The following is a 21,585-nucleotide window of genomic DNA, read 5'->3' on the forward strand; positions in this document are numbered from 1 at the left end:
AGTCTAGACCGTGTAGAGGGCGCTGACGTTATGCCCTTGGAGATTTGATCGCCCGTTCAGCCCGTCAAGTTCCATGACGACGCCGATTCCGATCACGTCCAACCCGGCCCGTTCCATGAGTTTGACGGCAGCGCCGAGAGTCCCTCCGGTCGCGAGAATGTCATCGAGGATCAGGACTCTGCTGCCAGCGGGAATATCGTCGCGATGGATTTCCAGGGTCGCGGTCCCGTATTCGAGCTTGTACGACTCGGCGTAGGTTTCCCGCGGCAATTTTCCTTCTTTGCGAACCGGCATGACCCCGACACCGGCGGCATACGCGGCTGCCGAGGCCAGGAGAAAGCCGCGCGCCTCGACGCCCGCGATGACATCGAATTGGCCCTCGAAGCGGTTCAGGAGGGCGTCGATGACTTCACGGAATGCCGCACCGTCCGCGAACAGCGGAGTCAGGTCCCTGAAGATGATTCCCGGTTCCGGATAGTTCGGAATGACCGCACACACCTTGTCGATGGTCTTGGCAACGCGGGTGTCCGCGGTGGGCGTGATGGACTCGTTCATAACTCGCCTGACTTCCGGGCGCGCAAGGCCCCATTGGACGAAAAGTGCACACAACAGAGTACGCCACACTGCCCTGGCGAGATAACTCACCGAGGCAGCATGGCACGCAATCAAACGGTCGGCGAGCCCGGGCTGTTCTTGCTTGTCACATGGAGACCGGAGCGAGGTCAGTCGATCATGCGGAGACGCTCCGCAAACTTCCTGTCGGGACCGAGCGCCGTCTTCAACGCTTCGAGCTGCGCCTTCACGGCCGACGGAGCCGTGCCACCCTGGGAGGCACGCGAGTTCAAGGAACCTTCGACGGTCAAAACCTCTCGGACCGCAGGTACCAAGTGTTCCGAGATCTGAGCGAAGTCCTCGTCGGACAGATCCCAGAGCTCGCAGTCCTTTTGCTCGCAGACGCGCACGGCGTCTCCCGCGATTTCGTGAGCCACACGGAACGGGACCCCTTGACGCACAAGCCATTCGGCGACATCGGTCGCCAAAGCAAAACCTTGCGGAGCAAGTTCTGCCAGCCGTTCGGTGTTGAATTCCAGCGTCTCGATCATGCCCGAGACCGCGGGCAGCAAGACCTCGAGCTGGTCGATCGCGTCGAAGACGGGTTCTTTGTCCTCTTGCAGATCCCTGTTGTACGCGAGAGGCAACGCCTTGAGAGTCGCCAGCAGACCAGCGAGATCGCCGATCAGACGGCCGGATTTGCCTCTGGCCAACTCTGCGATGTCCGGATTCTTCTTCTGGGGCATGATCGAGGATCCGGTCGAGAAGGAATCATGGAGCTTGACGAAGGAAAACTCTTTGGTAGCCCAAAGGATGACTTCTTCCGAAATGCGGGACAAGTCAACCGAGATCATCGCCGCGATCCAGGAGAATTCTGCATAGACATCGCGACCGGCCGTCCCGTCGATCGAATTGTGCGCTGCCGAGTCGAAACCGAGATCTTGGGCGACGGCCTTCGGATCGAGTCCCAAGGACGATCCCGCGAGAGCTCCGGAGCCGTACGGGGATACCGCGGCACGCTTGTCCCAGTCGCGAAGGCGTTCAAGGTCGCGCGAGAGCGCCCATGCGTGGGCCAGGAGTTGATGGGACAGCAAGATCGGCTGGGCGTGCTGCAAGTGCGTCCTGCCCGGCATCGGGGCGTAAGGATGCTTTTCCGACTGCGAGATGAGTGCATCGATCACATCCAGAACCCCCCGGGCCAAGAGTGATGCGTGATCCCGGAGGTACATGCGACCAAGAGTCGCGATCTGATCATTGCGCGAGCGGCCAGCTCTGAGTTTGCCGCCCAGATCCACGCCTGCCCGTTCGATGAGCCCTTTCTCCAACGCACCATGGACGTCCTCGTCGGAGTCCGCAGGAACATACGCTCCCGTGCGGACGTCCTCTTCCAACTCGTCCAAGGCCGCGAGCATGCCCGTCAGCTCATCGTCGCTGAGCAGCTCCTTTGCGTGCAGAACGCGGGCGTGAGCGCGCGATCCAGCGATGTCGTACGGAGCCAGCCGCCAGTCGAACTGGGTCGACTTGCTCAGGGCCGCGAGCGCTTCCGACGGTCCGCCTGCAAAGCGTCCGCCCCAGAGGGCGCCGTCGTTGGTTCCGTGCTTATCGTGGGTTGAAGTCACCGTTCGCCTTTCATTACCGCCCACCGTGGGCTCGGTCCTCGACATCGACCTCTGCCCGCCGGTCGCGGACCGGCGGGCAGAGCCAAGAGGTACTGCTGACTACAGTCCCAACCGCTGGTCACGAGCGGACGCGACCTTGGAGGACATACCGAAGAGTTCGATGAATCCTCGTGCCTGGGACTGATCGAAGCTGTCGCCCTCATCATAGGTCGCCAGGTTGAAGTCATACAGAGAAGTATTGGACCGCCGCCCCGTAACGGTGGCCCGTCCACCGTGCAGGTCCATGCGGATCTCACCGTTGACCATTTTCTGCGTGTCGTCCACGAAGACGTCGAGGGACTTCTTGAGCGGGGAGAACCACTGACCGTCGTAGACGAGCTCCGTCCACCGCTGGTCGACCGTCTTCTTGAAACGAGCCTGTTCACGCTCGATGGTGACGTTTTCGAGCTCCTTGTGGGCGGCGATGAGAGCCATCGCACCGGGAGCCTCGTAGATCTCGCGGGACTTGATTCCAACAAGGCGATCCTCGACGACGTCGATCCGACCGATCCCCTGAGCACCAGCTCGACGATTCATGATCTCGATGGCCTCGAGAGGAGTCACCGACTGACCGTCAATGGCAACCGGAATTCCCTGTTCGAAAGTAATGGTGACTTCGTCAACGGCCGGCGGGAAGGTCGGATCGTCCGTGTAGTCGTAGACGTCCTTGGTCGGCTTGTTCCAGATGTCCTCGAGGAACCCGGTTTCCACGGCCCTTCCCCACACATTCTGGTCGATCGAGAACGGATTGGACTTGGTCGTCACGATCGGCAGGTCATTATTTTCGGCGTACGTGATCGCTTTTTCACGGGTCAGGGCAAGATCACGTACCGGTGCAATGCACTGGAGATCCGGTCCGAGGGTCTGGATGCCGACCTCGAAACGCACCTGGTCGTTGCCTTTGCCCGTGCACCCGTGGGCTACGGTCGTCGCATTGAACTGCTTCGCGGCTTTCACCAGATGCTTGACGATCACCGGACGGGACACCGCGGAAACCAGAGGATAGGCATCCATGTAGAGGGAGTTGGACTTGAGCGCGGGCATGCAATATTCGGTCGCGAATTCTTCGCGAGCATCTGCGACGTACGCCTCGACGGCGCCGCAATCGAGGGCTCGCTGCCGAACAGTCTCCAGGTCCTCGCCGCCCTGCCCGACGTCGACCGCCACGGCGATCACTTCGGCCCCGGTGGCTTCTCCGATCCAGCCGATGGCCACGGAGGTGTCCAATCCTCCCGAATACGCGAGTACAACCCGATCCGTCATGGGTGAACCTTTCTGCTAGTTCGCGACCGGCCGTTCGGCCAGCCCTTCATATCTCGTTCTTGTATGACTATACATAAATTATTGTATTTATACACATTGGCGTCATGCCCACTTTCCCCACCGCAGGCACGGCGTTATGTGCCGGCGAAACGTCTTCCGTGTGCGTCGGCCAGTCGTCCTGTACGATTATTTTGAGTAGTTCACAATAAGAGGATGGAGAAACAATGACGGACCAGGAACAGAACCCCCCGGAGCTGACCGATCAAGAACTCGACGTCCTGCATCAAATCTTCGACCTGGCCCGCGAGGGTCAGGCAGAACAACTCGGTGCGGCCCTCGACCAAGGCGTCCCGGTCAACCTGACCAATTCCAAAGGCGACACCCTGCTCATCCTGGGGGCGTACCGGGAACAGCCCGAGGTCGTCTCACTGCTGATCGACCGCGGGGCGGACCTGAACCGGCTCAACGACCGCGGTCAGACTGCACTCGCGAGCGCGATCTTCCGAAATAACCGGGAAATCGCGACCGCACTCCTCGACGCAGGCGCGGATCCTTCACTCGGGTCTCAGACGGCCACTGCGATCGCGGACTTCTTCGACATCGCCGATATGAAGGAGCTGCTCCGCGAGCGGGGCATCGACTAATCCAGGACCTCCAATCTTGGCCCTACTCCGACCATTCCAGGAAGCGCTGCGCCAGAGCGTTCCCCCCGTTGGGGTCTCGGGAAACCACCATCACGGTGTCGTCGCCGGCGATCGTTCCGATAGCTTCCGGAATATCCGTGTGGTCTAGAGCCGAGGCCAGGAATTGGGCGGCACCCGCGGGGGTCCGGAGCATCACAATGTTCCCGCTCGATTCGGCCATAATGAGCAGATCACGGAAAAGACCCTTCAACCGATCTGGCGCATCCCTTTCCTTGACCGAGTCCGACCCCGAGACCGAATAGATGAGGACGCCGTCCGAGCCCCGGATCCTCTCGGCGCCGATTTCCACGAGGTCTCGAGAAAGTGTCGCCTGGGTCACCTGGACCCCGTCCTGTTCCAAGTACTCTGCGAGCGCAGACTGCGACCGAATCTTCGCCGACTCGAGCAATGAAATGATGCGAGCCTGACGCGCGGCCTTGGTCGAAGGAATCCCCATCGTTATCGTCGTTCCTTTCCCAGACCCGAGGCGCTCATCAGCCAAGCCATGAGCGCCTTCTGTGCATGCAACCGATTCTCCGCTTCATCCCATACAACCGAGGCCGAACCATCGATCACTTCGGAAGCGACCTCCAATCCACGGAATGCTGGCAAACAATGCATGAATATAGCCGATTCGCCGGCCTTGTCCATCGCCTCGGCGCTGACCTGGTACGGGGCGAAAATGCTCTTGCGTTCCTCAGTCTCGTCCTCCTGGCCCATCGAGACCCACGTATCCGTTACGACGACGTCCGCGCCTTCGAGGGCCACTGCCGTATCGGTCGTAGCCACCACGGATCCGCCGGTCTCGGCCGCACGCTGCCGCGCGGCGTCGAGCACCTCTGAGCGAGGAAGATACCCCTCCGGGCCGGCGACCCGCACATTCATGCCGGCCGTCGCCCCACCCAGCAGATACGAATGGGACATGTTGTTGGCGGCGTCGCCGAGATAAGCCAAGGTCAGACCCTCGGTCCTACCGAACCGCTCCTTGATCGTGAGAAGGTCGGCCAGGATCTGGCACGGGTGATAGTCGTCGGAAAGGGCATTGATGACCGGCACCGTCGAATACTCCGCCATCTCCTCGAGGCCCGACTGCTCGAATGTGCGCCACACGATGGTCGACACCATACGGGTGAGAACTCGGGCCGTGTCCGCAATCGATTCCTTATGACCGAGCTGGGACTCCCCAGGATTGACGATCAATGGATTGCCACCGAGGTCGCTGACTCCTGCACCGAACGAAAATCGGGTACGGGTGGATGTTTTGTCGAAGATGATCGCGACCGATTGAGGGCCGGCGAACGGTTTGGCCGCCCAGCGGTCCTTCTTCATCGCCTCGGCCAGCTCGAGAACGGCTTTCTGCTCTTCGGGGGAAAGGTCGGTGTCCACCAGGAAATGGCGTGTCATGGTCTCAATTCTTCGTAGCTCGAAAGGGTGGAAGGGCCGATGGCCGTTTTCAGGCGCCGTGTGCCGCTTCCAAAATGGTCGGGAGGGCCTCCAAGAAGGCATCGACATGCGTGCCTTCGATAATCAGCGGCGGGGCGAGGCGCAGGGTCGATGGCCCGGTGGCGTTGATGATGAAGCCTCGTTCTCGGGCGGCCGAGACGGCTTTTGGGCCGAGAGCCCCTTCCGCTGAATTCGGCTTCTCCAGGTCGAAGCCGATGAGAAGTCCGCTCCCCCGGACATCGACGACACCGTTGATGGCACCCAGTCCATCCCGGAGGCGTCGGCCCATGGTCCGCGCATTCTCGAGCAGGTCTTCGTCTTCAATGGCTTGAATGGTCGCCAACCCCGCCGCCATAGCCAACGGGTTTCCACCGAAGGTCGTGCCATGTTTTCCGGGCCCCAGGACGTCCACGGCGTCCGGGGTCATCGCGAGCATCGCCCCGATGGGGAACCCCCCGCCCAAGGACTTGGCAAGGGTGACGACGTCAGGCTCCAGACCCCCCGAGAGCGTGCCCTGGCTCGCGAGCCACTGGCCCGTACGGCCCATCCCGGTCTGAACCTCATCCACCACGAGCAATGCACCGTTGTCCTTCGTCAGACGGCGGGCAGCTTCGAGAAATCCCTCCGGCAGAGGGTGAACACCGGCTTCGCCTTGGATGGGCTCGAGAATGAGCCCGGCGACGTCCTCGCCCATGGCATGCTCCAACGCGTCAACCGTAGGATCAATGAATTCGACGCCGCCCGGCAACGGTTCGAAAGGCGCTCGGTAGTCCTCCTTGGAGGTCACCGCCAGGGCTCCGGTGGACCGACCGTGAAAGCCGTGTTTCAGGGCCAAGAGCCTGCTCTTGCGCGGATCGGTCGAGTTTCCGTGAGATCTGACGAGCTTCAATGCGGCCTCGTTGGCTTCGGTTCCCGAATTCGTGAAGAAGACTTTCCCTCCGTCCGGGGCACCTGCGATATCGAGGAGCTTTCGGGCGAGCCGCAATTGCTCAGGAGTCGTAAAGAAGTTCGAGACGTGGCCGAGCCGGCCCGCCTGACGCGATATCGCCTCGGTCCATGCCGGGTGGCCGTGTCCCAGAGCGTTGACCGCGATCCCGCCCAGAAGGTCAAGGTAAGTCCGGCCGTCCGCATCCGTCACGAGGCACCCTTTGCCTTCCGTGAGAACGAGAGCCGGATCTCCGAATACGCCCAGTAGGTCGTTGCGATAATCGTCCAGAAGGTCTTGCTGCGTCATGGGGTCTCCTCTGCTGTGTGGAATGGGTTGACCAGAACGAAGTCGGCGAGCGGCTTGGGAGCCGATGCTGTGCCGGTCACCTGGGTCCCGATTCCGGAGTCTGTAAAGATTTCCAAGAGCGGCGAATGGGCTCGTCGCCCGTCGACGATCGAAGCCGTGGGAACACCGTTTTCGACCGCTGCCAGGCACGCACTCATCTTTGGGATCATGCCTTCCGCCAGCTGCGGAACCAAGTCCCGCAGTTCTTTGGTGGTCAGGGAGCTGATGAGGGAGTCGGTGTCGGGCCAGTCGGCGTACAGACCCTCGACGTCGGTCAGCATCACGAGCTTTTCCGCTCCAATGGCAGCGGCCACGGCCGCCGCTGCGGTGTCCGCGTTGACGTTCAAAACTTCACCGGTCGGCGTATCGAGCGGCATGCCTTCTTCGACGGCTCGTCCATCGGCCAGTATTTCCGGCGCGATCGAAGAGATGACCGGTATTTTCCCGGCGTCGATCATGGACGTGATGGCGGTGGTGTTGACCCCGACGACTTCGCCCACGAGACCGAGATCCACTTCCTCGCCGTCGACGACGGTCTTGATCCGACGCGCACGCAATAGGCCTCCGTCTTCCCCCGACATGCCGACCGCGTGGGGACCGTGCTGATTGATGAGACCCACCAGCTGACGAGCAACCTGCCCAGTGAGCACCATCCGAACCACGTCCATCGCTTCCGGTGTGGTGTACCGCAATCCACCGCGGAATTCGCTAGGGATACCTAGTCGAGCGAGCATCGTGGATATCTGCGGCCCACCGCCGTGGACCACCACAGGTTTGATTCCCACGGAACGCAGGAACACCATGTCCTCCGCAAATGCTGAGCGAAGCTCTTCGCTGATCATGGCGTTACCGCCGTATTTGAAGACCATGATTTTCCCGGCGAACCGCTGAATCCACGGGAGCGCTTCCATGAGCGTCTCCGCTTTGCTCTGCGCCGAGGCGTACCGCAATTGGTCACTCTGCTGTGGCACGGTAGATCGATTCTCCTAGCTCGAGTACGCCGAGTTTTCTTCGACGTAGTCGTGGGTCAAGTCGTTGGTCCAAATAGTCGCGGATTCAGTTCCGGCGCCGAGGTCTATGACGACCTCGACTTTCCGGCTGCTCTCGAGGTCCACCAGCGATCGGTCTTCCCCGATCGCCCCACCGGCACAAATCTTGACTCCATTGATCGCGACATCTACCTCGTCGGGCTCGAAGTCCGCCGACGTTGTGCCTACCTCGGAGAGGATACGACCCCAGTTCGGGTCATTTCCGAAGATCGCGCATTTGAAGAGGTTGGATCGGGAGACCGCTCGGGAGACTTCGAGTGCCTGGGGCTCCGACACAGCTCCCCGGGTCGTGACGTGGATGTCGTGACTGGCCCCTTCGGCGTCCGAAATGAGCTGAAGGGCCAAGCTCACGCAGACTTTCGTGAGGGCTTCGGCGAATTCTTCGACATCGGGGCTGGTGCCGCTTGCACCGGAGGCCAGGAGGGCGACCGTATCGTTCGTCGACATGCACCCGTCCGAATCCGCGCGGTTGAAGCTGTGCTCCACCGCAGCCTTCAACGCGGAGTCGAGGTCCTCCGCGCCCAATGATGCGTCCGTTGCGAGCACGACGAGCATGGTGGCCAAACCGGGGGCGAGCATTCCGGCACCTTTGGCAATGCCTCCGATCCGAACCTGGCCGTTGGAAGTCTGCAACGTCATGGACGCCTTCTTCGGAACCGTATCCGTGGTCATAATCGCGGTCGCGGCCGCGTCGTCATTCTCAGGCCCGCTGCCCAGGGACCGGACGGCGTTCTTGATGCCGGGCAGCAGTCGGTCCATCGGCAGTTGCTCGCCTATCAATCCGGTTGAGCAGATCAGCACGTCACCCGCAGCCGATCCGGTCAACTCTGCAACCTCTTCTGCGCTGCGGTGTGCGTTGCGAAAACCTTCGGGCCCGGTGCAGGCGTTTGCGCCGCCCGAATTGAGCAGAATGACGTCGGCCCTCCCATCCGCAACCACCTGGCGGGACCAATCGACCGGAGCCGCAGCGAAGCGGTTACTCGTGAAGACGGCAGCTGCCGAGAACTCTGGCCCCAGATTGCGCAAGACGGCGACGTCGTTGCCACCGCTGGCCTTCAGACCCGCGGCGACGCCGGAGTATTCGAAGCCATGGACCACGGACAGACCGTGTTCCACGTCGACATCGGAAAGTTCGGCTGGTTCATGGCTCACGGAACGAGTCCTTCCTGTTCCAAGCCCGTGGTCTCGGCGAGCCCGAGGGCGATGTTCATCGACTGAATGGCGCCGCCGGCGGTGCCTTTCGCAAGATTGTCGATCGCGCAGGTCACGATCACACGCCCCACGTGCTCGTCGAAAGCCAGTTGCATCACTGCGTGATTGCTCCCTTGCACCGACTTCGTCGTCGGCCATTGGCCTTCCGGCAACACGTGGACGAAAGGTTCAGGGTCGTATGCGGTATCCCACATCGTCCGGAGATCATTCGACGTGACTCCTGCTTTGACCCGGGCCGTGGCTGTGGTCAGGATTCCCCGCGGCATCGGGGCCAGAGTAGGCGTGAAGCTCACGCTGACCTGCCGCCCCGATGCGTCAGCAAATCCCTGCTCCATTTCCGGTGTGTGCCGGTGAATTCCGCCAACTCCGTAAGGGGACATCGAAGACATTGCTTCGCTGGCCATCAGATGTGGCTTAAGAGCTTTGCCCGCCCCGGATGTGCCCGAAGCAGCAACGATGACCACATCCTGAGGTTCTAGTACGTTGGCCGCGAATCCCGGGGCCAGGGCCAGCTGGGCGCTCGTGGGATAACACCCCGGCACGGCGATCCTCTTGGCGCCCACCAGGTTCTCGCGCTGCTTAGCCATCTCTCCTCCGCGGGTGGGCGAAGTAATGAGCTCGGGAAGCCCATAAGGCCAATGACCTGCATGGTCGGTTCCATAGAACCGAGACCAGGCATCTGGGTCACGAAGGCGATGGTCGGCACCGGCGTCAATCACCAGCGTGCCTTCGGGCAATTGGGCCGCAACCGGACCGCTCGCCCCGTGAGGCAGAGCCAGGAAAACGACGTCGTGTCCGGCCAACGTATCTGCAGAGGTCTCCTGAACAGTCAGATGGGCCAGCGAACGCAGATTCGGGACGAGTTCGCCAAGGCGACCACCGGCCGTTGAATTCGCCGTCACCGTGGTCACTTCTGCTTCCGGGTGTTGCGACAGGAGTCGTAAGACCTCTCCACCGGCATAACCCGTCGCGCCCGATACTGCTACCGAAAATGTCATGAACCCACCGTACCGCAGATTTATACAATGAACTAAATCTTTATACATACAACTACTAGGATGGCCGCGAGACCACAGTCCAACCGAAGGAGATGGCCTTGTCAGAGCAGATACCCGAAACCATGACAACCGTTGTTGCGCCGGTGAGCGGTGGTCCACAGGTCTTGGTGGATCAGCAGGCTCCCGTCCCGGACCCATCGGCAACCCAATTGTTGGTGAGGAACGTCGCTACGGGAGTCAACTTCATCGAGACTTACCAGCGCTCCGGTGTCTACGACGTGAAGTACCCATTCACGCCCGGAAGCGAAGCAGTTGGCGTGGTTGTGGCCGCCGGATCCAGTGTGACCCACGCTCGAGTCGGCGATCGGATCGCCACCAGCCAGGCCTTGGCCACCTACTCTGAATACTTCCTGGTCGAAGACGACAAGGCAGTCAAGCTTCCTGAAGGAATAGATCCGAAGGACGCCGCGTGTCTCCCGCTTCAGGGTGTGACCGCGCATTACCTGGTGCGTTCGACCTACCCTGTGAGTGCGTCGGACACGGTGTTATTTCACGCAGGCGCGGGCGGAGTAGGTGGTTTGGCGATACAGCTCATCAAGAATCTGGGGGCCAAGGTCATCGCGACAGTCTCTACGGATGAGAAGGAAGAGATCGCTCGTCGTCACGGAGCAGACCACGTGGTCCGGTACGAGCATTTCGCGGATGAGGTTCGTGAGCTGACCGACGGCCGCGGAGTGGACGTCGTGTACGACTCTGTCGGCAAGGCAACGTTCGAGGATTCCTTGACGACGCTCCGACCTCGAGGGGTCGCGGTTCTCTTCGGAGGTGCAAGCGGACAGGTACCGCCTTTCGATCTCCAGCGACTCAATGCGATGGGCTCGTTGTATGTGACGCGTCCGTCGATAGGAGCGTATTTGAGGGATCGGAGAGAACTCGAATGGCGCATGAGCGAGCTATTCGACGATGTTCTGGCTGGACGATTGAAGGTCAGCCTGGACGCAACCTTTGCCTTGGCCGAAGCCGCCCGGGCCCACCAGTATCTGGAAGATCGAAAGACTCGAGGCAAGGTATTGTTGCAGCCTTAATAGGTGACACCAACGCGGCGGTTTCGCCCCCCCCCCCCCCCGCATGCAAGAAGGCCCGTCGAGGAATTCCTCGGCGGGCCTTCTTACGGTCAATGGCGGGCTATGCCTCGGACCGAGAGCGTTTATGCACTGATCTGTTCGTGGAGTTCTTCTTCGCGAGTCTTATGTCTGGCGAAGATTGCCCCGGCGATTCCGGCCAGGAACACCACGACCGCACCTGCCACCATGAGCCAGCCGTTCCGCTTCTCCGCAGAGACGCTGTCATCGGTGACGGGTTTGAGAGTACCTGCATCGTCGGTCTTGACGACCTTCAGCACTCCCTTGTCCACAGCCATCAGAGCATCGACATTCTGCGGGAAGTCTTCGTCCTGAGCGCCGGTTTGGGTCCCTCGGAACTGAACCTGTTGACCGGGTTTGACCTCGGTAGGGTCGTTCACGCCACCGTCGAACCGTTGGTAGGACACGTTCGAGTCCGAGGGGAGCTTGCCTTGGTACACACCATTGAACGTTTTCGTCTGAAGGTCGTTCGTCGATGTCAGGAACTGCCCTGAAACCACCCAGGAGTGCCCCGCGTAGGGAGCATCTTCCTTGGCGGAGTGCAACGACCGGACACCACCGTATATCAGCAGGCCAGCGAGAATCAGGGCGACCAGAATGATCAAGACACCGAGCCAACGCCATTTGGAGCGGCGGCGAAGGTAGTGCCCCGTTTGTTCGTCGTCTTCGTCAAAGCCAAAGAAGTCTTGTGACACGATTCTCCTCGTCTACCGGATGTTGCTGGGGAAGCCCGGTGTCGATGGGGCGGACTGGTGGTAGTTTACCCGCGCAGAACGGCCCCGTGGCGTTGTGACGCTAGCTCGATCGCGGCCTCTCGTGCCTCGCTGGCTTCGTCGTTGGTCAGCGTACGGTCCTGCGCTCGGAAGCGCATCGCGCACGCCAGAGATTTCTTATGTTCCTGGATACCTTGACCACGGTAGTCGTCGAAGACTCGAACATCCTCCAACAACTCTCCGGATCCCTCCCGCAAAGTGGTCAGGATTTCCGACGCCGGCAGATCTGAGTCCACGACGAGCGCGACGTCCTGGGAAACAGCGGGGTACCCGGAGATCGGCTCGGCCGTTACCGGTTTGCCTGCGTGACTGACCAATTGAGTGAAGTCCATCTCCATGGCCACGGTCCGCTCGGGCAGATCCAAGTTCTTGAGCACTTGCGGGTGCAGCTCTCCGGCGAACCCCAGATGATGGCCTTCCGAATCCATGAGTTCCGCGGTCCTGCCGGGATGAAACGCCTGGTGCCGTCCCTGGCGTATTTCGATCTTTACTCCGGCCGAATCCGCGATCATGCGGGCCACATCGAGCGCGTCCTGCCAGTCGTAGGGACGAGGGGTGATACCCGGGGAAGGCTGAGCATCGTTCCCGGTCAGAATCGCGGCGATATGACGCGGCTGCTGAGGCAGTCCCGCATTGAGGTCGGCAAGGACTCCTGCGCCCGGCTTGATACCCACTGCCGGGATGCGTTGAGTGCCCAGGTGCTCCTTGGGGTGGAAGACAAGGGCCGTCTCGTAAAGTGCCAAGTCGCGGAATCCACGAGAATGATTACGTTTGAGGACCTGAACCAAACCCGGCAAAAGCGAGGTTTGAAGGTAGCCCAGGGCCTCACTGATCGGATTCTCCAGTTTGATCGCGGCCACACGTTGATCTGTCTCCGGGGTCCCGAAAAGCGCGTTGTCGGCCTCGCTCACGAACGGGTACGAGGCGACCTCGGTCAGCCCGGCCGCCGCGAGCGCGTTGAGGCAGCGACGGCGCACGGATTGTTCGACGGTGAGTCCTTTGCCGCTCGGAGGGACCGGCAGAGTCGAGGGGATCTTCTCGTAACCCGACAACCGAGCGATTTCCTCGGCGAGGTCTTCCGCCTCGCTGAGATCGGGGCGCCACGAAGGTGCCGTGACCTGCAGGACGCCCCCGGTCTGGGTGACCTCCGCCCCGATGTCTTCGAGGATTCGGACGACGTCCTCCTGAGGGAAGTCCATGCCGACCCTTTTGCCCGGGTAATCGACTCCCATGTGAATTTCATGCGGGTAATAGTGCTCGAAGACGTCCGTCACGCCCTGTTCCGATCGTCCACCAGCCAGCTCCTCCAAGAGCTCGACTGCCCGTTGGGCGGCCGCAGCACAGACGAGAGGATCGACTCCGCGTTCAAACCGTTTCGATGCTTCGGACGGAAGCTTGTGACGGCGCCGGGTCCTGGCGATCGATACCTCCTCGAAACGCGCGGCCTCGATGAGGATGCGGCTGGTTGAGCCGGTCACCTCAGTTGTGGCACCACCCATGACCCCGGCCAGGCCGATAGGACCTGACTCGTCGGTGATCAACAGATCTTCCGGATCGAGTTTTCGCTCTTTGCCGTCGAGGGTCGTGAGGGATTCCCCGGACTGTGCACGGCGGACTTGGATCTCACCGGTCAATCGATCGGCATCGTAGAAGTGCAGCGGCTGTCCATATTCCAACATGACGTAATTTGAAATATCCACCGGCAAGGAGATCGACCGGATTCCGGCAAGTCGAAGACGTGAGGACATCCACGTCGGCGTCGGAGCTTCAGGGTCAACGTCGGCCACGGTTCGGGCAACGAATCGGGTCGCTCCTTGCCGATCGTGGATCGGCGACTCGTCGCTGATCCGAACCGGGTAACCCGCGTCGTTTCCGTGGGGCGCCCGCTGGTCCAAAGCTTCCGCAGGATCCGTGAATTTTTCGTTGACGGCGTGGCAGTACTCGCGGGCAACACCACGGATCGAAAAGGCATATCCGCGATCTGGAGTCACGTTGATCTCCGCGGCTTCGTCGTCGAGACCGAGCAGTGAGAGAGCGTCGGTTCCCGGTTCCGGGTCGAGTCCCAACGTCGAGAGAACCAGGATACCGTCGTGGTCGTCGCCGATTCCGAGCTCACGCACAGAAGCGATCATGCCCGCAGAAACATGTCCGTACGTCTGACGAGGCGTAATCCGGAAATCTCCCGGTAACACGGCGCCCGGCAGGGTCACGACGACCTTGTCCCCCGGTTTGAAGTTGTGGGCTCCGCAGACTATGCCCTGAACACCCGAAGGGTCAATGCCTTCGCCGGTGAGCTCCTGCGACTGGCCCTCAGGCACAACGCGAACGGAACACCAGTTCACGGTCTTGCCGTTCGAGTGTTCCTCCGGTTCCATGGTCAGCACCTGACCGACCACAATTGGTCCCGAAATCTCGTCCGACGGACGGTGGACGTCTTCTTCTTCAAGCCCAACCTTAACGAGGGTCTCCATGAGGTACTCCGCTGAGGCACCCGCAGGGAGGGGCGCATACTCGCGCAGCCACGAAAGAGGAATACGCATTGAATTAAATCTCCATCCCAAAATGCTCGCTGAAGCGGATATCGCCTTCGATCATGTCCCGCATGTCCGGTACGCCATTGCGGAACATCAGGGTCCGCTCGATGCCCATACCGAATGCGAATCCGGAGTATTGGTCCGGGTCGACTCCCCCAGCGCGCAAGACGTTCGGGTGAACCATTCCGCAACCACCCCACTCGATCCACTGCGGCCCGCCTTTGGCGTCCGGATGCCAAACATCCATTTCGGCCGAAGGCTCCGTGAAAGGGAAATAATTGGGGCGAAGCCTGATCTTCGCTTCGGGCCCGAACATCTGACGGGCGAAGTGCTCGAGCGTACCTTTGAGATCAGCCATCGTCAGCCCACGATCCACCGCGAGTCCTTCAATCTGGTGGAACACCGGCGTATGCGTTGAGTCCAGTTCATCCGTCCGGTAAACCCGGCCTGGGCAGACAATGTAAAGCGGCAATTCGCGTTTGTGCAGAGCCCTCATCTGGACCGGCGATGTGTGGGTGCGAAGCACCAAGTGGGCCTTCGCGGGATCAACGAAGAAGGTGTCCTGCAATTCGCGGGCAGGGTGGTCCGGCTTGAAGTTCAAGGAATCGAAGTTGAACCACTCGGATTCGACCTCGGGTCCGTCCTCGACTTCCCAGCCCATCGACACGAAGATGTCAGTCGCCTGTTCTTGAAGCAGCGTCACCGGGTGGCGTCCGCCGATGCACCGGTGCCCGGAACCGGCCGTGACGTCAACAGATTCCTCGACAAGGATCCGTTCCGCATGTTCGTTTTCCAGCACCTCATTCCGAGCCTCGAGCGCTTGGGTGATCCTGCCGCGCGCCTGGCCCAGCAATTTGCCGATTTCCTTCTTATGCTGATTCGACAACGAACGCATTTGGCGGTTCGCAGCGCTCACGCCCGACTTTTCGCCGGTAAATCGAAGCCGAACGTGCTTGAGTGCTTCGAAATCCGGGGTTCGGCTCTCGATGCTCTCGAGGGCTTGGGATACCTCCGCAGCGAATGCCTCGCGGACGCGCTCCAAACCCTGTTCAGGATCGTTTTCCAGGACGCCCACCATGTCTTCAAGGACCGGATCAGGTCCCGACGACGATGCGGCGCTGTCCGGCGACGTTTCAGTCATGAACAACTCATCTCTTGAAATTGCTGGCTTGTGCGTTGAACTCATTGCCTCGACGGGACGCATGGAATCCGGCCCAGAGGTCTTCGAGCACCCCCAGTCTAGAGGATATGGAGGTCTCTCAGCTCACCTTGTGGATAAGGGCGTCGACGATCGGCAGGTCGGCTGGGATCCAGGGAAGGGCCCGAAGTCTCTGCCTGTCGTCCAGGGGAACCCACTGCAATTGGCGGTGATCTTGAAGCGGCCGAGGGTCGCCGGTCGTAATGGTGCCAATGAACACCCTCATGGCGAGTCTTTCGTTGAGAGGCCACCCTTGTGGGTGGGGGCCTTCGACCTCGTCGAAGAGCTCCGCTTCTATGCCCAGCTCTTCGCTCAATTCGCGATGCAGGCCCTCCAGCAGATCCTCACCCGGCTCGACTTTTCCGCCAGGGAATTCCCACAATCCGTCGAGGGCAGCGGGTGCAGAACGTTGAGCTGCCAATAGCCGAGTTGGGGCCGATATGTCGTCGACGAGCGCGGCGCCTACAACCTGCACCGGGTACTTCTGTTCGGAGCTATCCACGCGTCAGTCCTCTCTTGTGCCTGGCCCGTCGTCGCTTTCGGGCCCAGTGGACACGTAATTCTCTCGATAGATATCCGGCTCGATGTAAATGACACGAGCTTCTGGTACCGCGTCTCTGATCCTGGCTTCCGTTGCGTTGATGGCATCCACAAGACCTACGGTGCTCACGTTTCCAGCAACGGCGATTTTGGCGGCCACCAGAATCTCCTCCGGGCCGAGGTGCATCGTTTTGAGGTGGATCAGATCGGTATCGGCCTGCTGGGTGATAGCCTCCCGGATTTTGCGTTCCGATTCCGGGTTGGCGGACTCCCCGACCAGCAGGGATTTGATCTCCACAGCGAGGAACACTGCAACGACGACCAAGAGAACTCCGATCGCCCCCGAACCTGCCGCATCCCAGCGACCGTCGCCGGTAACGACCGTCATCACCACCCCCACCAGGGCCAGGACAAGGCCGGTTACGGCGGCCGAGTCCTCGAGCATCACGACGGGCAGCTCCGGGGACTTGGCAGCGCGCAGGTAGCCCAGCCAACTACGACGTCCGCGGTTCTGCTGAGCCTGTTTGTTTGCGACGAGGAACGAGCGGCCTTCAAGCAGAATCGAGCCCACGAGAACCACGATCGGGACCCACGCCCACGATTCGATGGCGTGGGGTTCGTGCCATTTCTCCCAAGCCTCGTACAACGAGAAGAGCCCGCCGAGGCTGAACATGACGATCGAGACCAGAAAAGCATAGATGTAACGATTCTGTCCGTGGCCGAAGGGATGCTCTTTGTCGGCCTTTTTCCTGGAAGCTTTCCCACCGATGAGGAGCAAGATCTGGTTTCCGGTGTCCGCCAGGGAATGGATCGATTCCGCGAGCATGGACGAGGACTTGGTCAGCAAGTACGCCCCGAACTTCAGGATCGCTATACCGAAGTTGGCGCCTAGCGCCGCAAATATCGCTTTGTTTCCGCCGTTGTCAGCCATGTGGTGCCTCCCGGATGTTGGACTTCGTCGTGGGAAAGGGTGCCCTCGGGCACGAAGAACCTACGGTCGCCTGGCTCGTGCGCTCGAATAGAGGCAAACTGTCGCCGCTGTCCCAACGTTCAGGGATTCGGCGCGTCCGTAGACAGGAACGGCGACTCGGGCGTCGGCCAGGTTCTTTTCCTCATCCGTCAGGCCTTGCGCTTCATTGCCGAAGAGCCACAGTGTGGGCCGTCGGAGATCGATGCCATCGGCCGGGGAGTCCTTTCGTTTCTCCACCCGAGCTTGGGCAGCTGCGTCGGACAGGTCATCCAAACTGTGGTCGCCATAGCCATCAGCGGCCAAAACCATCATGCCGCTCTTGCGTGCCTTGCCGACGAGCTCGTGGATCTCCATGCCGACCATGACAGGCAGGTGAAACATCGAACCGGCTGTGGAGCGGACCGTCTTCGGATTCAGAACGTCGACGCTGCCCTTGGTCGTGATCGCGGCGTCCGCGCCGGCTGCATCGGAGGCACGGATCAGCGTGCCGACGTTACCCGGATCCTGTACACGCACCATTGCAGCGATCAGCCCGGGATCATGACCGACAGCCCACGGACTGTTGCCGAGGCTGGGCTCAACGTGCGCCACAGCGATCACGCCCTGAGGAGTCAAGGCATCGGACATCGCAGCGAGAACCTCATCGGTTACTAGCCGTATGAAAACCTTGCGGCGTTTGCCGCCGGCCGAGGGAGCCGAGCTCCCCTCGGCCGCCGCGATCGCATCCCCCAAACCGGGATGCTTCTCCAGGGCCGCCTCGGTGACGTAGATGGCATCGAGCACGGGATGGTCCCGATGAGCGGCCAGGGCCTCACGGACTCCCTGAGGCCCTTCGACCATGAACAGCTCTCTTTTGGCCCGGGTCCGCGGGCGAGCCAGAGCAGCGATGTCTTTGACACGATCGGCGGCCGGGTTGATCAGGGTGCGCTCGCGTGAGAGCGTCTCGAAAATATCCACTGTGCCAGGCTACCCGAAGCCGACGGACCCACACCGCGGTCGGAACCGGGCATGCAAAAACGACGACGCCGCCGCGCCGACTCCACGGTGGGAGAGGGTGCGGCGGCGTCGTTCGGTGCCCGGGAAGGCTCCGCGCGGCCTTAGGCGGCCTTGGCTGCGGAGGTGTCCTCGGGAAGGTTGTTCTTGGCGATGTCGATGAGGGCCTTGAAAGCGGTCGGCTCGTTGACGGCCAGCTCAGCGAGCATACGACGGTCGACCTCGACTTCAGCGGCCTTGAGGCCCTGAATGAAACGGTTGTAGGTCAAACCCTCGGCGCGAGCAGCCGCGTTGATGCGCTGGATCCACAAACGGCGGAAGTCGCCCTTCTTCTTGCGACGGTGGTCGTAGCTGTAGACGAGCGAGTGCGTAACCTGCTCTTTGGCCTTGCGGTACAGGCGCGAACGCTGCCCACGGTAGCCGGACGCACGGTCCAGAGTTGTACGACGCTTCTTATGGGCGTTTACCGCCCGCTTCACACGTGCCACGTGTGTACTCCTAACTGTTCGGTGGGCCGCGGCGAAGGGGCCCAGAATTCTAGTGAGACGGCCTGAGCCGCTCGGGGCGAAGTGACTACTTGGTCAGCATCTTCTTAATGACCTTGGCCTGACCGCCCGTGACGATCTGATCGCTCGCGAGGCGACGAGTCAGACGGGAGGACTTGTGCTCCAGGTAGTGGCGGCGGTTGGCCTGCTGGCGCTTGACCTTGCCCGAACCTGTCAGCTTGAAGCGCTTCTTGGCACCAGAGTGAGTCTTCTGCTTCGGCATATCAGCCGTTCTCCTAACGTTCTTCTCCCTCCACGCTCCGTGGAGCGTGACGGGTTGGACTTGCAGTGACCGTTCAGGCCACTGCTGGCGGGGATCCTGCCACGCGGAAGCAAATCCGACGTGCCGCAGGGTCAACCGAAACGGCTGAGCCCTTGTTTACTCTGCGGAGGAACTGGGCTTCGGTGTGGCCGAAGTCTCGCTTTCCTGCCCCTTGGCTTGATCTTTGAGCTCGGCAGGCATGGCATCTGCCATGCTGTTGGTCACCGGCTCCGCATTGCTGGTGTCCACGCGCTCACGCGTCTTGCGGCCACCGCCCTGCTGGTTCTTCTGATCGCGGCGTGCCTGGGCACGTGCCTCAGCCTTGTTACGCAATGGTCCGATAACCATGACCATATTGCGGCCGTCCTGGCGGGGGTTGGACTCGACGGCCCCTACCTCTGCCAGATCGTCAGCCATGCGCTCGAGAAGCCGGACGCCCATTTCGGGGCGCTGCTGCTCGCGACCGCGGAACTGAATCATGGCCTTGACTTTGTCACCTGCGGCCAGGAAACGCTTGGCGTGCCCCACCTTGGTTTCGTAGTCGTGGTCATCGATCTTCAGACGGAAACGGATCTCTTTGAGCACCGTGTTCGTCTGGTTCCGACGAGACTCGCGCGCTTTGACCGCGGCTTCGTACTTGTACTTGCCGAAGTCCATGAGCTTGCATACCGGCGGCTTGGCGGACGGTGCTACCTCGACCAGATCAAGATCCGATTCGCGCGCCAGACGCAGGGCGTCTTCTACGCGGACAATCCCAACCTGTTCACCGCTTGGGCCTACCAGGCGGACTTCCGGGACGCGGATACGGTCATTGATACGTGGATCGCTAATGTGGCACTCCTGTAGTTAGCGGGTTTCCCCATAGGTTGTTCGTGCATGCAACGGCAACAAAAAAGCCCCCGTTGCTTTCAAACGGAGGCATGGCCCAATGATCCAGATAGCACCCGCCACCACTGGCGAGAGCACCCGAGTCTTCGGGGCGCAACCCGGCAATCCACTGGACTGACGCGGGTGGGAGACATGCTCCGCTTGAAACTCCTCAACACTATACACCATGGTTACCCTGGGGCCCAGTGGCGTTCCCGACAATCTCCGTCACCCAGGACCGAGTCCTCGCATCCTTGTGGGAAGCTTGGGTTATGACCAACAATCCTTCATCCCAGGACTCGACTTCAGGTGAGCACCCGCAGGAAACGTACAGATTCGACGAGGCTGCTGCGGCGACCCAGAACACCTCAGGTTCTGAACCCACACCTGAGGACATCGAGGCCATAGGCCAGCAGATGCGCGATATCGCCGATGTCGCGGCCGTCGAAGTCATCACCACTTCAGCCGTGCACATGATGAGTGCCGCAGCCGTCAAGTGCGGTCTGGCCGCCGAGGAAGACGCGGCTGAGGTCAAGGACCTCGATGAGGCGCGCAAACTCATCACGGCGCTCGCAGGTTTGGTAACCGCTGCCGCCCCCGAAATCGGGTCGCAGCATGCCGGTCCGCTGCGCGACGGCCTTCGCTCGTTGCAACTTGCATTCCGCGAAGCGTCGATCGCTCCAGACGCGCCGGGCCAGGGGCCGGGCGAAAAATTCACCGGCCCCGTCTTCTGACCAGCCGATCTGCGAACTGGCGGGGTGCTCAGCTCAAGCTGACGCCGCACGCAAGCGGATGTCGGCAGAGTCGACTCGCTCCGCCAGAATTTCATGGGTAGAAAACCTGTTTTGGAACCCTTGCACGACGTCGTCGAGTTCCTGCTGGTCCAGACCCGGTCGAATCGAAAGTTCGATGCTCAATTCGGGGCCCGGTCCACCGCCCGGCAAAATGTGGCCATCAGCGTCGCGGCAGCCAACTCCTCTTCCGGGCGCCATGTTGACCGTGGCAATGTTCGGTTCCGCAACACCGCACTCCTGAAGAGCTTCGAGCACAGCCGGATCGGAGTACGCCGGACGCCACCGTTTCCCCTTGGCTATCGCCCACATGGCCGGTCTGCGAACCACGAAGGTCAGATCGGTTCCTGGATTGAGCACGAGCATCTGGTTTTCGTCCTCAACCGCTGACAATGCAATTTTTCGGGAATCAGCGGCCACAGGCCGCGCTTTTTCATGCCACGAGGTCAAAGCATCCACGTTGGAAAATACCGGCAAGGCCTTGCGTCCGTCGGGAGCTTGGATGCTCACGAGCGCCATATCCGATTCCTTGTCCGAGACCAGACCCGTTTCGGTGATGTGTGATTGGGACAACTCGGCCAGTACCGGTGCAAAGAGCCGAATTCCGGCCATGGCGTCTACCACGAATTCCTCTGGCGCTTCTCCTCGCGAGAAACGCTTCAGAGCGTCCGCGAGTTCTGCCGGTGTCCTACCGTCATCCCTGGGGTACTGATGGGTGTGGGAGGTCCCCTCCCCCAAGTCCCGACCCTTCCAGGGTTGACCACCGGTGTCCGTTTCCCGACCGGCGCTGGCCAATTGGGCCTGAATGTGCGCGGGCAGATCTTTTTTGTCGGCCATGG

At 61.1% G+C, this 21,585-nt stretch carries 22 protein-coding genes; 3 read left to right on the forward strand and 19 right to left on the reverse strand.

Annotated features, from left to right (window positions below; genetic code table 11):
• Nucleotides 1-3: 3 nt before the first annotated feature.
• From sake_RS08940 to sake_RS08950, 3 genes are all read right to left on the reverse strand, one after another.
• Nucleotides 4-555 carry an adenine phosphoribosyltransferase gene (locus sake_RS08940; protein WP_129360556.1) on the reverse strand — a complete coding sequence of 184 codons (552 nt, stop codon included), beginning with the start codon at nt 553-555 and terminating at the stop codon, nt 4-6.
• 167 nt (nt 556-722) lie between these two features.
• Entirely contained in the window at nt 723-2,216 is a 1,494-nt protein-coding gene (gene argH / locus sake_RS08945; RefSeq protein ID WP_178945851.1) for an argininosuccinate lyase, read from the reverse strand.
• Between the two features lie 54 nt (nt 2,217-2,270).
• A complete protein-coding gene (locus sake_RS08950) occupies nt 2,271-3,473 on the reverse strand; it encodes an argininosuccinate synthase (RefSeq protein WP_129360558.1) in 1,203 nt (400 codons plus the stop codon).
• 224 nt (nt 3,474-3,697) lie between these two features.
• On the opposite strand from sake_RS08950, the gene sake_RS08955 reads away from it, so the two are divergent.
• Nucleotides 3,698-4,117 carry an ankyrin repeat domain-containing protein gene (locus sake_RS08955; RefSeq protein WP_129360559.1) on the forward strand — a complete coding sequence of 140 codons (420 nt, stop codon included), beginning with the start codon at nt 3,698-3,700 and terminating at the stop codon, nt 4,115-4,117.
• A 22-nt stretch (nt 4,118-4,139) separates the two neighbouring features.
• Here sake_RS08955 and sake_RS08960 read toward each other — a convergent pair whose 3' ends face one another.
• From sake_RS08960 to argC, 6 genes are all read right to left on the reverse strand, one after another.
• Nucleotides 4,140-4,613 (reverse strand): arginine repressor, encoded by a 474-nt coding sequence (locus sake_RS08960; protein ID WP_129360560.1) that lies wholly within the window; start codon nt 4,611-4,613, stop codon nt 4,140-4,142.
• Between the two features lie 2 nt (nt 4,614-4,615).
• Nucleotides 4,616-5,560, reverse strand: coding sequence for an ornithine carbamoyltransferase (argF, locus tag sake_RS08965; protein ID WP_129360561.1), 945 nt, complete (start codon nt 5,558-5,560; stop codon nt 4,616-4,618).
• Nucleotides 5,561-5,609: 49 nt separating this feature from the next.
• A complete protein-coding gene (locus tag sake_RS08970) occupies nt 5,610-6,833 on the reverse strand; it encodes an acetylornithine transaminase (protein WP_178945852.1) in 1,224 nt (407 codons plus the stop codon).
• Entirely contained in the window at nt 6,830-7,783 is a 954-nt protein-coding gene (argB, locus tag sake_RS08975) for an acetylglutamate kinase (RefSeq protein WP_129360822.1), read from the reverse strand. The genes sake_RS08970 and argB overlap by 4 nt, the downstream gene beginning before the upstream one ends.
• Before the next feature lie 75 nt (nt 7,784-7,858).
• On the reverse strand, nt 7,859-9,025 hold the full coding sequence (gene argJ, locus sake_RS08980) for a bifunctional glutamate N-acetyltransferase/amino-acid acetyltransferase ArgJ (protein ID WP_129360823.1): 1,167 nt from the start codon (nt 9,023-9,025) through the stop codon (nt 7,859-7,861).
• A 44-nt stretch (nt 9,026-9,069) separates the two neighbouring features.
• Entirely contained in the window at nt 9,070-10,131 is a 1,062-nt protein-coding gene (gene argC, locus sake_RS08985; protein WP_178945853.1) for an N-acetyl-gamma-glutamyl-phosphate reductase, read from the reverse strand.
• Nucleotides 10,132-10,253: 122 nt separating this feature from the next.
• On the opposite strand from argC, the gene sake_RS08990 reads away from it, so the two are divergent.
• Nucleotides 10,254-11,216, forward strand: a complete 963-nt coding sequence (locus sake_RS08990; protein ID WP_129360824.1) for a quinone oxidoreductase — start codon at nt 10,254-10,256, stop codon at nt 11,214-11,216.
• A gap of 122 nt (nt 11,217-11,338) precedes the next feature.
• Here the strand turns inward: sake_RS08990 and sake_RS08995 are convergent, their stop codons facing one another.
• The 9 genes from sake_RS08995 to infC form a co-directional block, all read right to left on the reverse strand.
• Nucleotides 11,339-11,968 (reverse strand): hypothetical protein, encoded by a 630-nt coding sequence (locus sake_RS08995; RefSeq protein WP_129360564.1) that lies wholly within the window; start codon nt 11,966-11,968, stop codon nt 11,339-11,341.
• A gap of 65 nt (nt 11,969-12,033) precedes the next feature.
• Nucleotides 12,034-14,586 carry a phenylalanine--tRNA ligase subunit beta gene (pheT, locus tag sake_RS09000; protein ID WP_178945854.1) on the reverse strand — a complete coding sequence of 851 codons (2,553 nt, stop codon included), beginning with the start codon at nt 14,584-14,586 and terminating at the stop codon, nt 12,034-12,036.
• Between the two features lie 4 nt (nt 14,587-14,590).
• Nucleotides 14,591-15,721 carry a phenylalanine--tRNA ligase subunit alpha gene (gene pheS / locus sake_RS09005; protein ID WP_129360566.1) on the reverse strand — a complete coding sequence of 377 codons (1,131 nt, stop codon included), beginning with the start codon at nt 15,719-15,721 and terminating at the stop codon, nt 14,591-14,593.
• Between the two features lie 118 nt (nt 15,722-15,839).
• A complete protein-coding gene (locus tag sake_RS09010) occupies nt 15,840-16,280 on the reverse strand; it encodes a (deoxy)nucleoside triphosphate pyrophosphohydrolase (RefSeq protein WP_178945855.1) in 441 nt (146 codons plus the stop codon).
• A gap of 3 nt (nt 16,281-16,283) precedes the next feature.
• Entirely contained in the window at nt 16,284-17,249 is a 966-nt protein-coding gene (locus sake_RS09015; protein WP_129360568.1) for a cation diffusion facilitator family transporter, read from the reverse strand.
• Between the two features lie 60 nt (nt 17,250-17,309).
• Nucleotides 17,310-18,245 (reverse strand): RNA methyltransferase, encoded by a 936-nt coding sequence (locus sake_RS09020; protein ID WP_178945856.1) that lies wholly within the window; start codon nt 18,243-18,245, stop codon nt 17,310-17,312.
• A 140-nt stretch (nt 18,246-18,385) separates the two neighbouring features.
• On the reverse strand, nt 18,386-18,769 hold the full coding sequence (gene rplT, locus sake_RS09025; RefSeq protein WP_129360570.1) for a 50S ribosomal protein L20: 384 nt from the start codon (nt 18,767-18,769) through the stop codon (nt 18,386-18,388).
• Between the two features lie 85 nt (nt 18,770-18,854).
• Nucleotides 18,855-19,049, reverse strand: a complete 195-nt coding sequence (gene rpmI / locus sake_RS09030; protein WP_030016127.1) for a 50S ribosomal protein L35 — start codon at nt 19,047-19,049, stop codon at nt 18,855-18,857.
• A gap of 156 nt (nt 19,050-19,205) precedes the next feature.
• A complete protein-coding gene (gene infC / locus sake_RS09035) occupies nt 19,206-19,919 on the reverse strand; it encodes a translation initiation factor IF-3 (RefSeq protein ID WP_129360571.1) in 714 nt (237 codons plus the stop codon).
• 308 nt (nt 19,920-20,227) lie between these two features.
• On the opposite strand from infC, the gene sake_RS09040 reads away from it, so the two are divergent.
• The gene (locus sake_RS09040; protein WP_178945857.1) at nt 20,228-20,689 is read left to right on the forward strand and encodes a DUF1844 domain-containing protein; all 462 of its coding nucleotides are present in this window, start codon (nt 20,228-20,230) and stop codon (nt 20,687-20,689) included.
• 33 nt (nt 20,690-20,722) lie between these two features.
• Here the strand turns inward: sake_RS09040 and sake_RS09045 are convergent, their stop codons facing one another.
• Entirely contained in the window at nt 20,723-21,583 is an 861-nt protein-coding gene (locus sake_RS09045) for an SseB family protein (RefSeq protein ID WP_178945858.1), read from the reverse strand.
• Between the last annotated feature and the right edge of the window lie 2 nt (nt 21,584-21,585).

Source organism: Kocuria sp. TGY1127_2 (assembly GCF_013394385.1).
Lineage (GTDB): Bacteria > Actinomycetota > Actinomycetes > Actinomycetales > Micrococcaceae > Rothia.

What these genes read in the sequence shown, in the direction of transcription:
- sake_RS09015 (WP_129360568.1), bottom strand. Translation starts at nt 17,249, where the DNA reads ATGGCTGACAACGGCGGAAACAAAGCGATATTTGCGGCGCTAGGCGCC.
- argC (WP_178945853.1), bottom strand. Translation starts at nt 10,131, where the DNA reads ATGACATTTTCGGTAGCAGTATCGGGCGCGACGGGTTATGCCGGTGGA.
- argB (WP_129360822.1), bottom strand. Translation starts at nt 7,783, where the DNA reads ATGGAAGCGCTCCCGTGGATTCAGCGGTTCGCCGGGAAAATCATGGTC.
- sake_RS08940 (WP_129360556.1), bottom strand. Translation starts at nt 555, where the DNA reads ATGAACGAGTCCATCACGCCCACCGCGGACACCCGCGTTGCCAAGACC.
- sake_RS08970 (WP_178945852.1), bottom strand. Translation starts at nt 6,833, where the DNA reads ATGACGCAGCAAGACCTTCTGGACGATTATCGCAACGACCTACTGGGC.
- sake_RS08955 (WP_129360559.1), top strand. Translation starts at nt 3,698, where the DNA reads ATGACGGACCAGGAACAGAACCCCCCGGAGCTGACCGATCAAGAACTC.
- argF (WP_129360561.1), bottom strand. Translation starts at nt 5,560, where the DNA reads ATGACACGCCATTTCCTGGTGGACACCGACCTTTCCCCCGAAGAGCAG.
- pheT (WP_178945854.1), bottom strand. Translation starts at nt 14,586, where the DNA reads ATGCGTATTCCTCTTTCGTGGCTGCGCGAGTATGCGCCCCTCCCTGCG.
- sake_RS09045 (WP_178945858.1), bottom strand. Translation starts at nt 21,583, where the DNA reads ATGGCCGACAAAAAAGATCTGCCCGCGCACATTCAGGCCCAATTGGCC.
- rpmI (WP_030016127.1), bottom strand. Translation starts at nt 19,049, where the DNA reads ATGCCGAAGCAGAAGACTCACTCTGGTGCCAAGAAGCGCTTCAAGCTG.
- pheS (WP_129360566.1), bottom strand. Translation starts at nt 15,721, where the DNA reads ATGACTGAAACGTCGCCGGACAGCGCCGCATCGTCGTCGGGACCTGAT.
- sake_RS08950 (WP_129360558.1), bottom strand. Translation starts at nt 3,473, where the DNA reads ATGACGGATCGGGTTGTACTCGCGTATTCGGGAGGATTGGACACCTCC.
- argH (WP_178945851.1), bottom strand. Translation starts at nt 2,216, where the DNA reads ATGTCGAGGACCGAGCCCACGGTGGGCGGTAATGAAAGGCGAACGGTG.
- sake_RS08960 (WP_129360560.1), bottom strand. Translation starts at nt 4,613, where the DNA reads ATGGGGATTCCTTCGACCAAGGCCGCGCGTCAGGCTCGCATCATTTCA.
- sake_RS09040 (WP_178945857.1), top strand. Translation starts at nt 20,228, where the DNA reads ATGACCAACAATCCTTCATCCCAGGACTCGACTTCAGGTGAGCACCCG.
- sake_RS08990 (WP_129360824.1), top strand. Translation starts at nt 10,254, where the DNA reads ATGACAACCGTTGTTGCGCCGGTGAGCGGTGGTCCACAGGTCTTGGTG.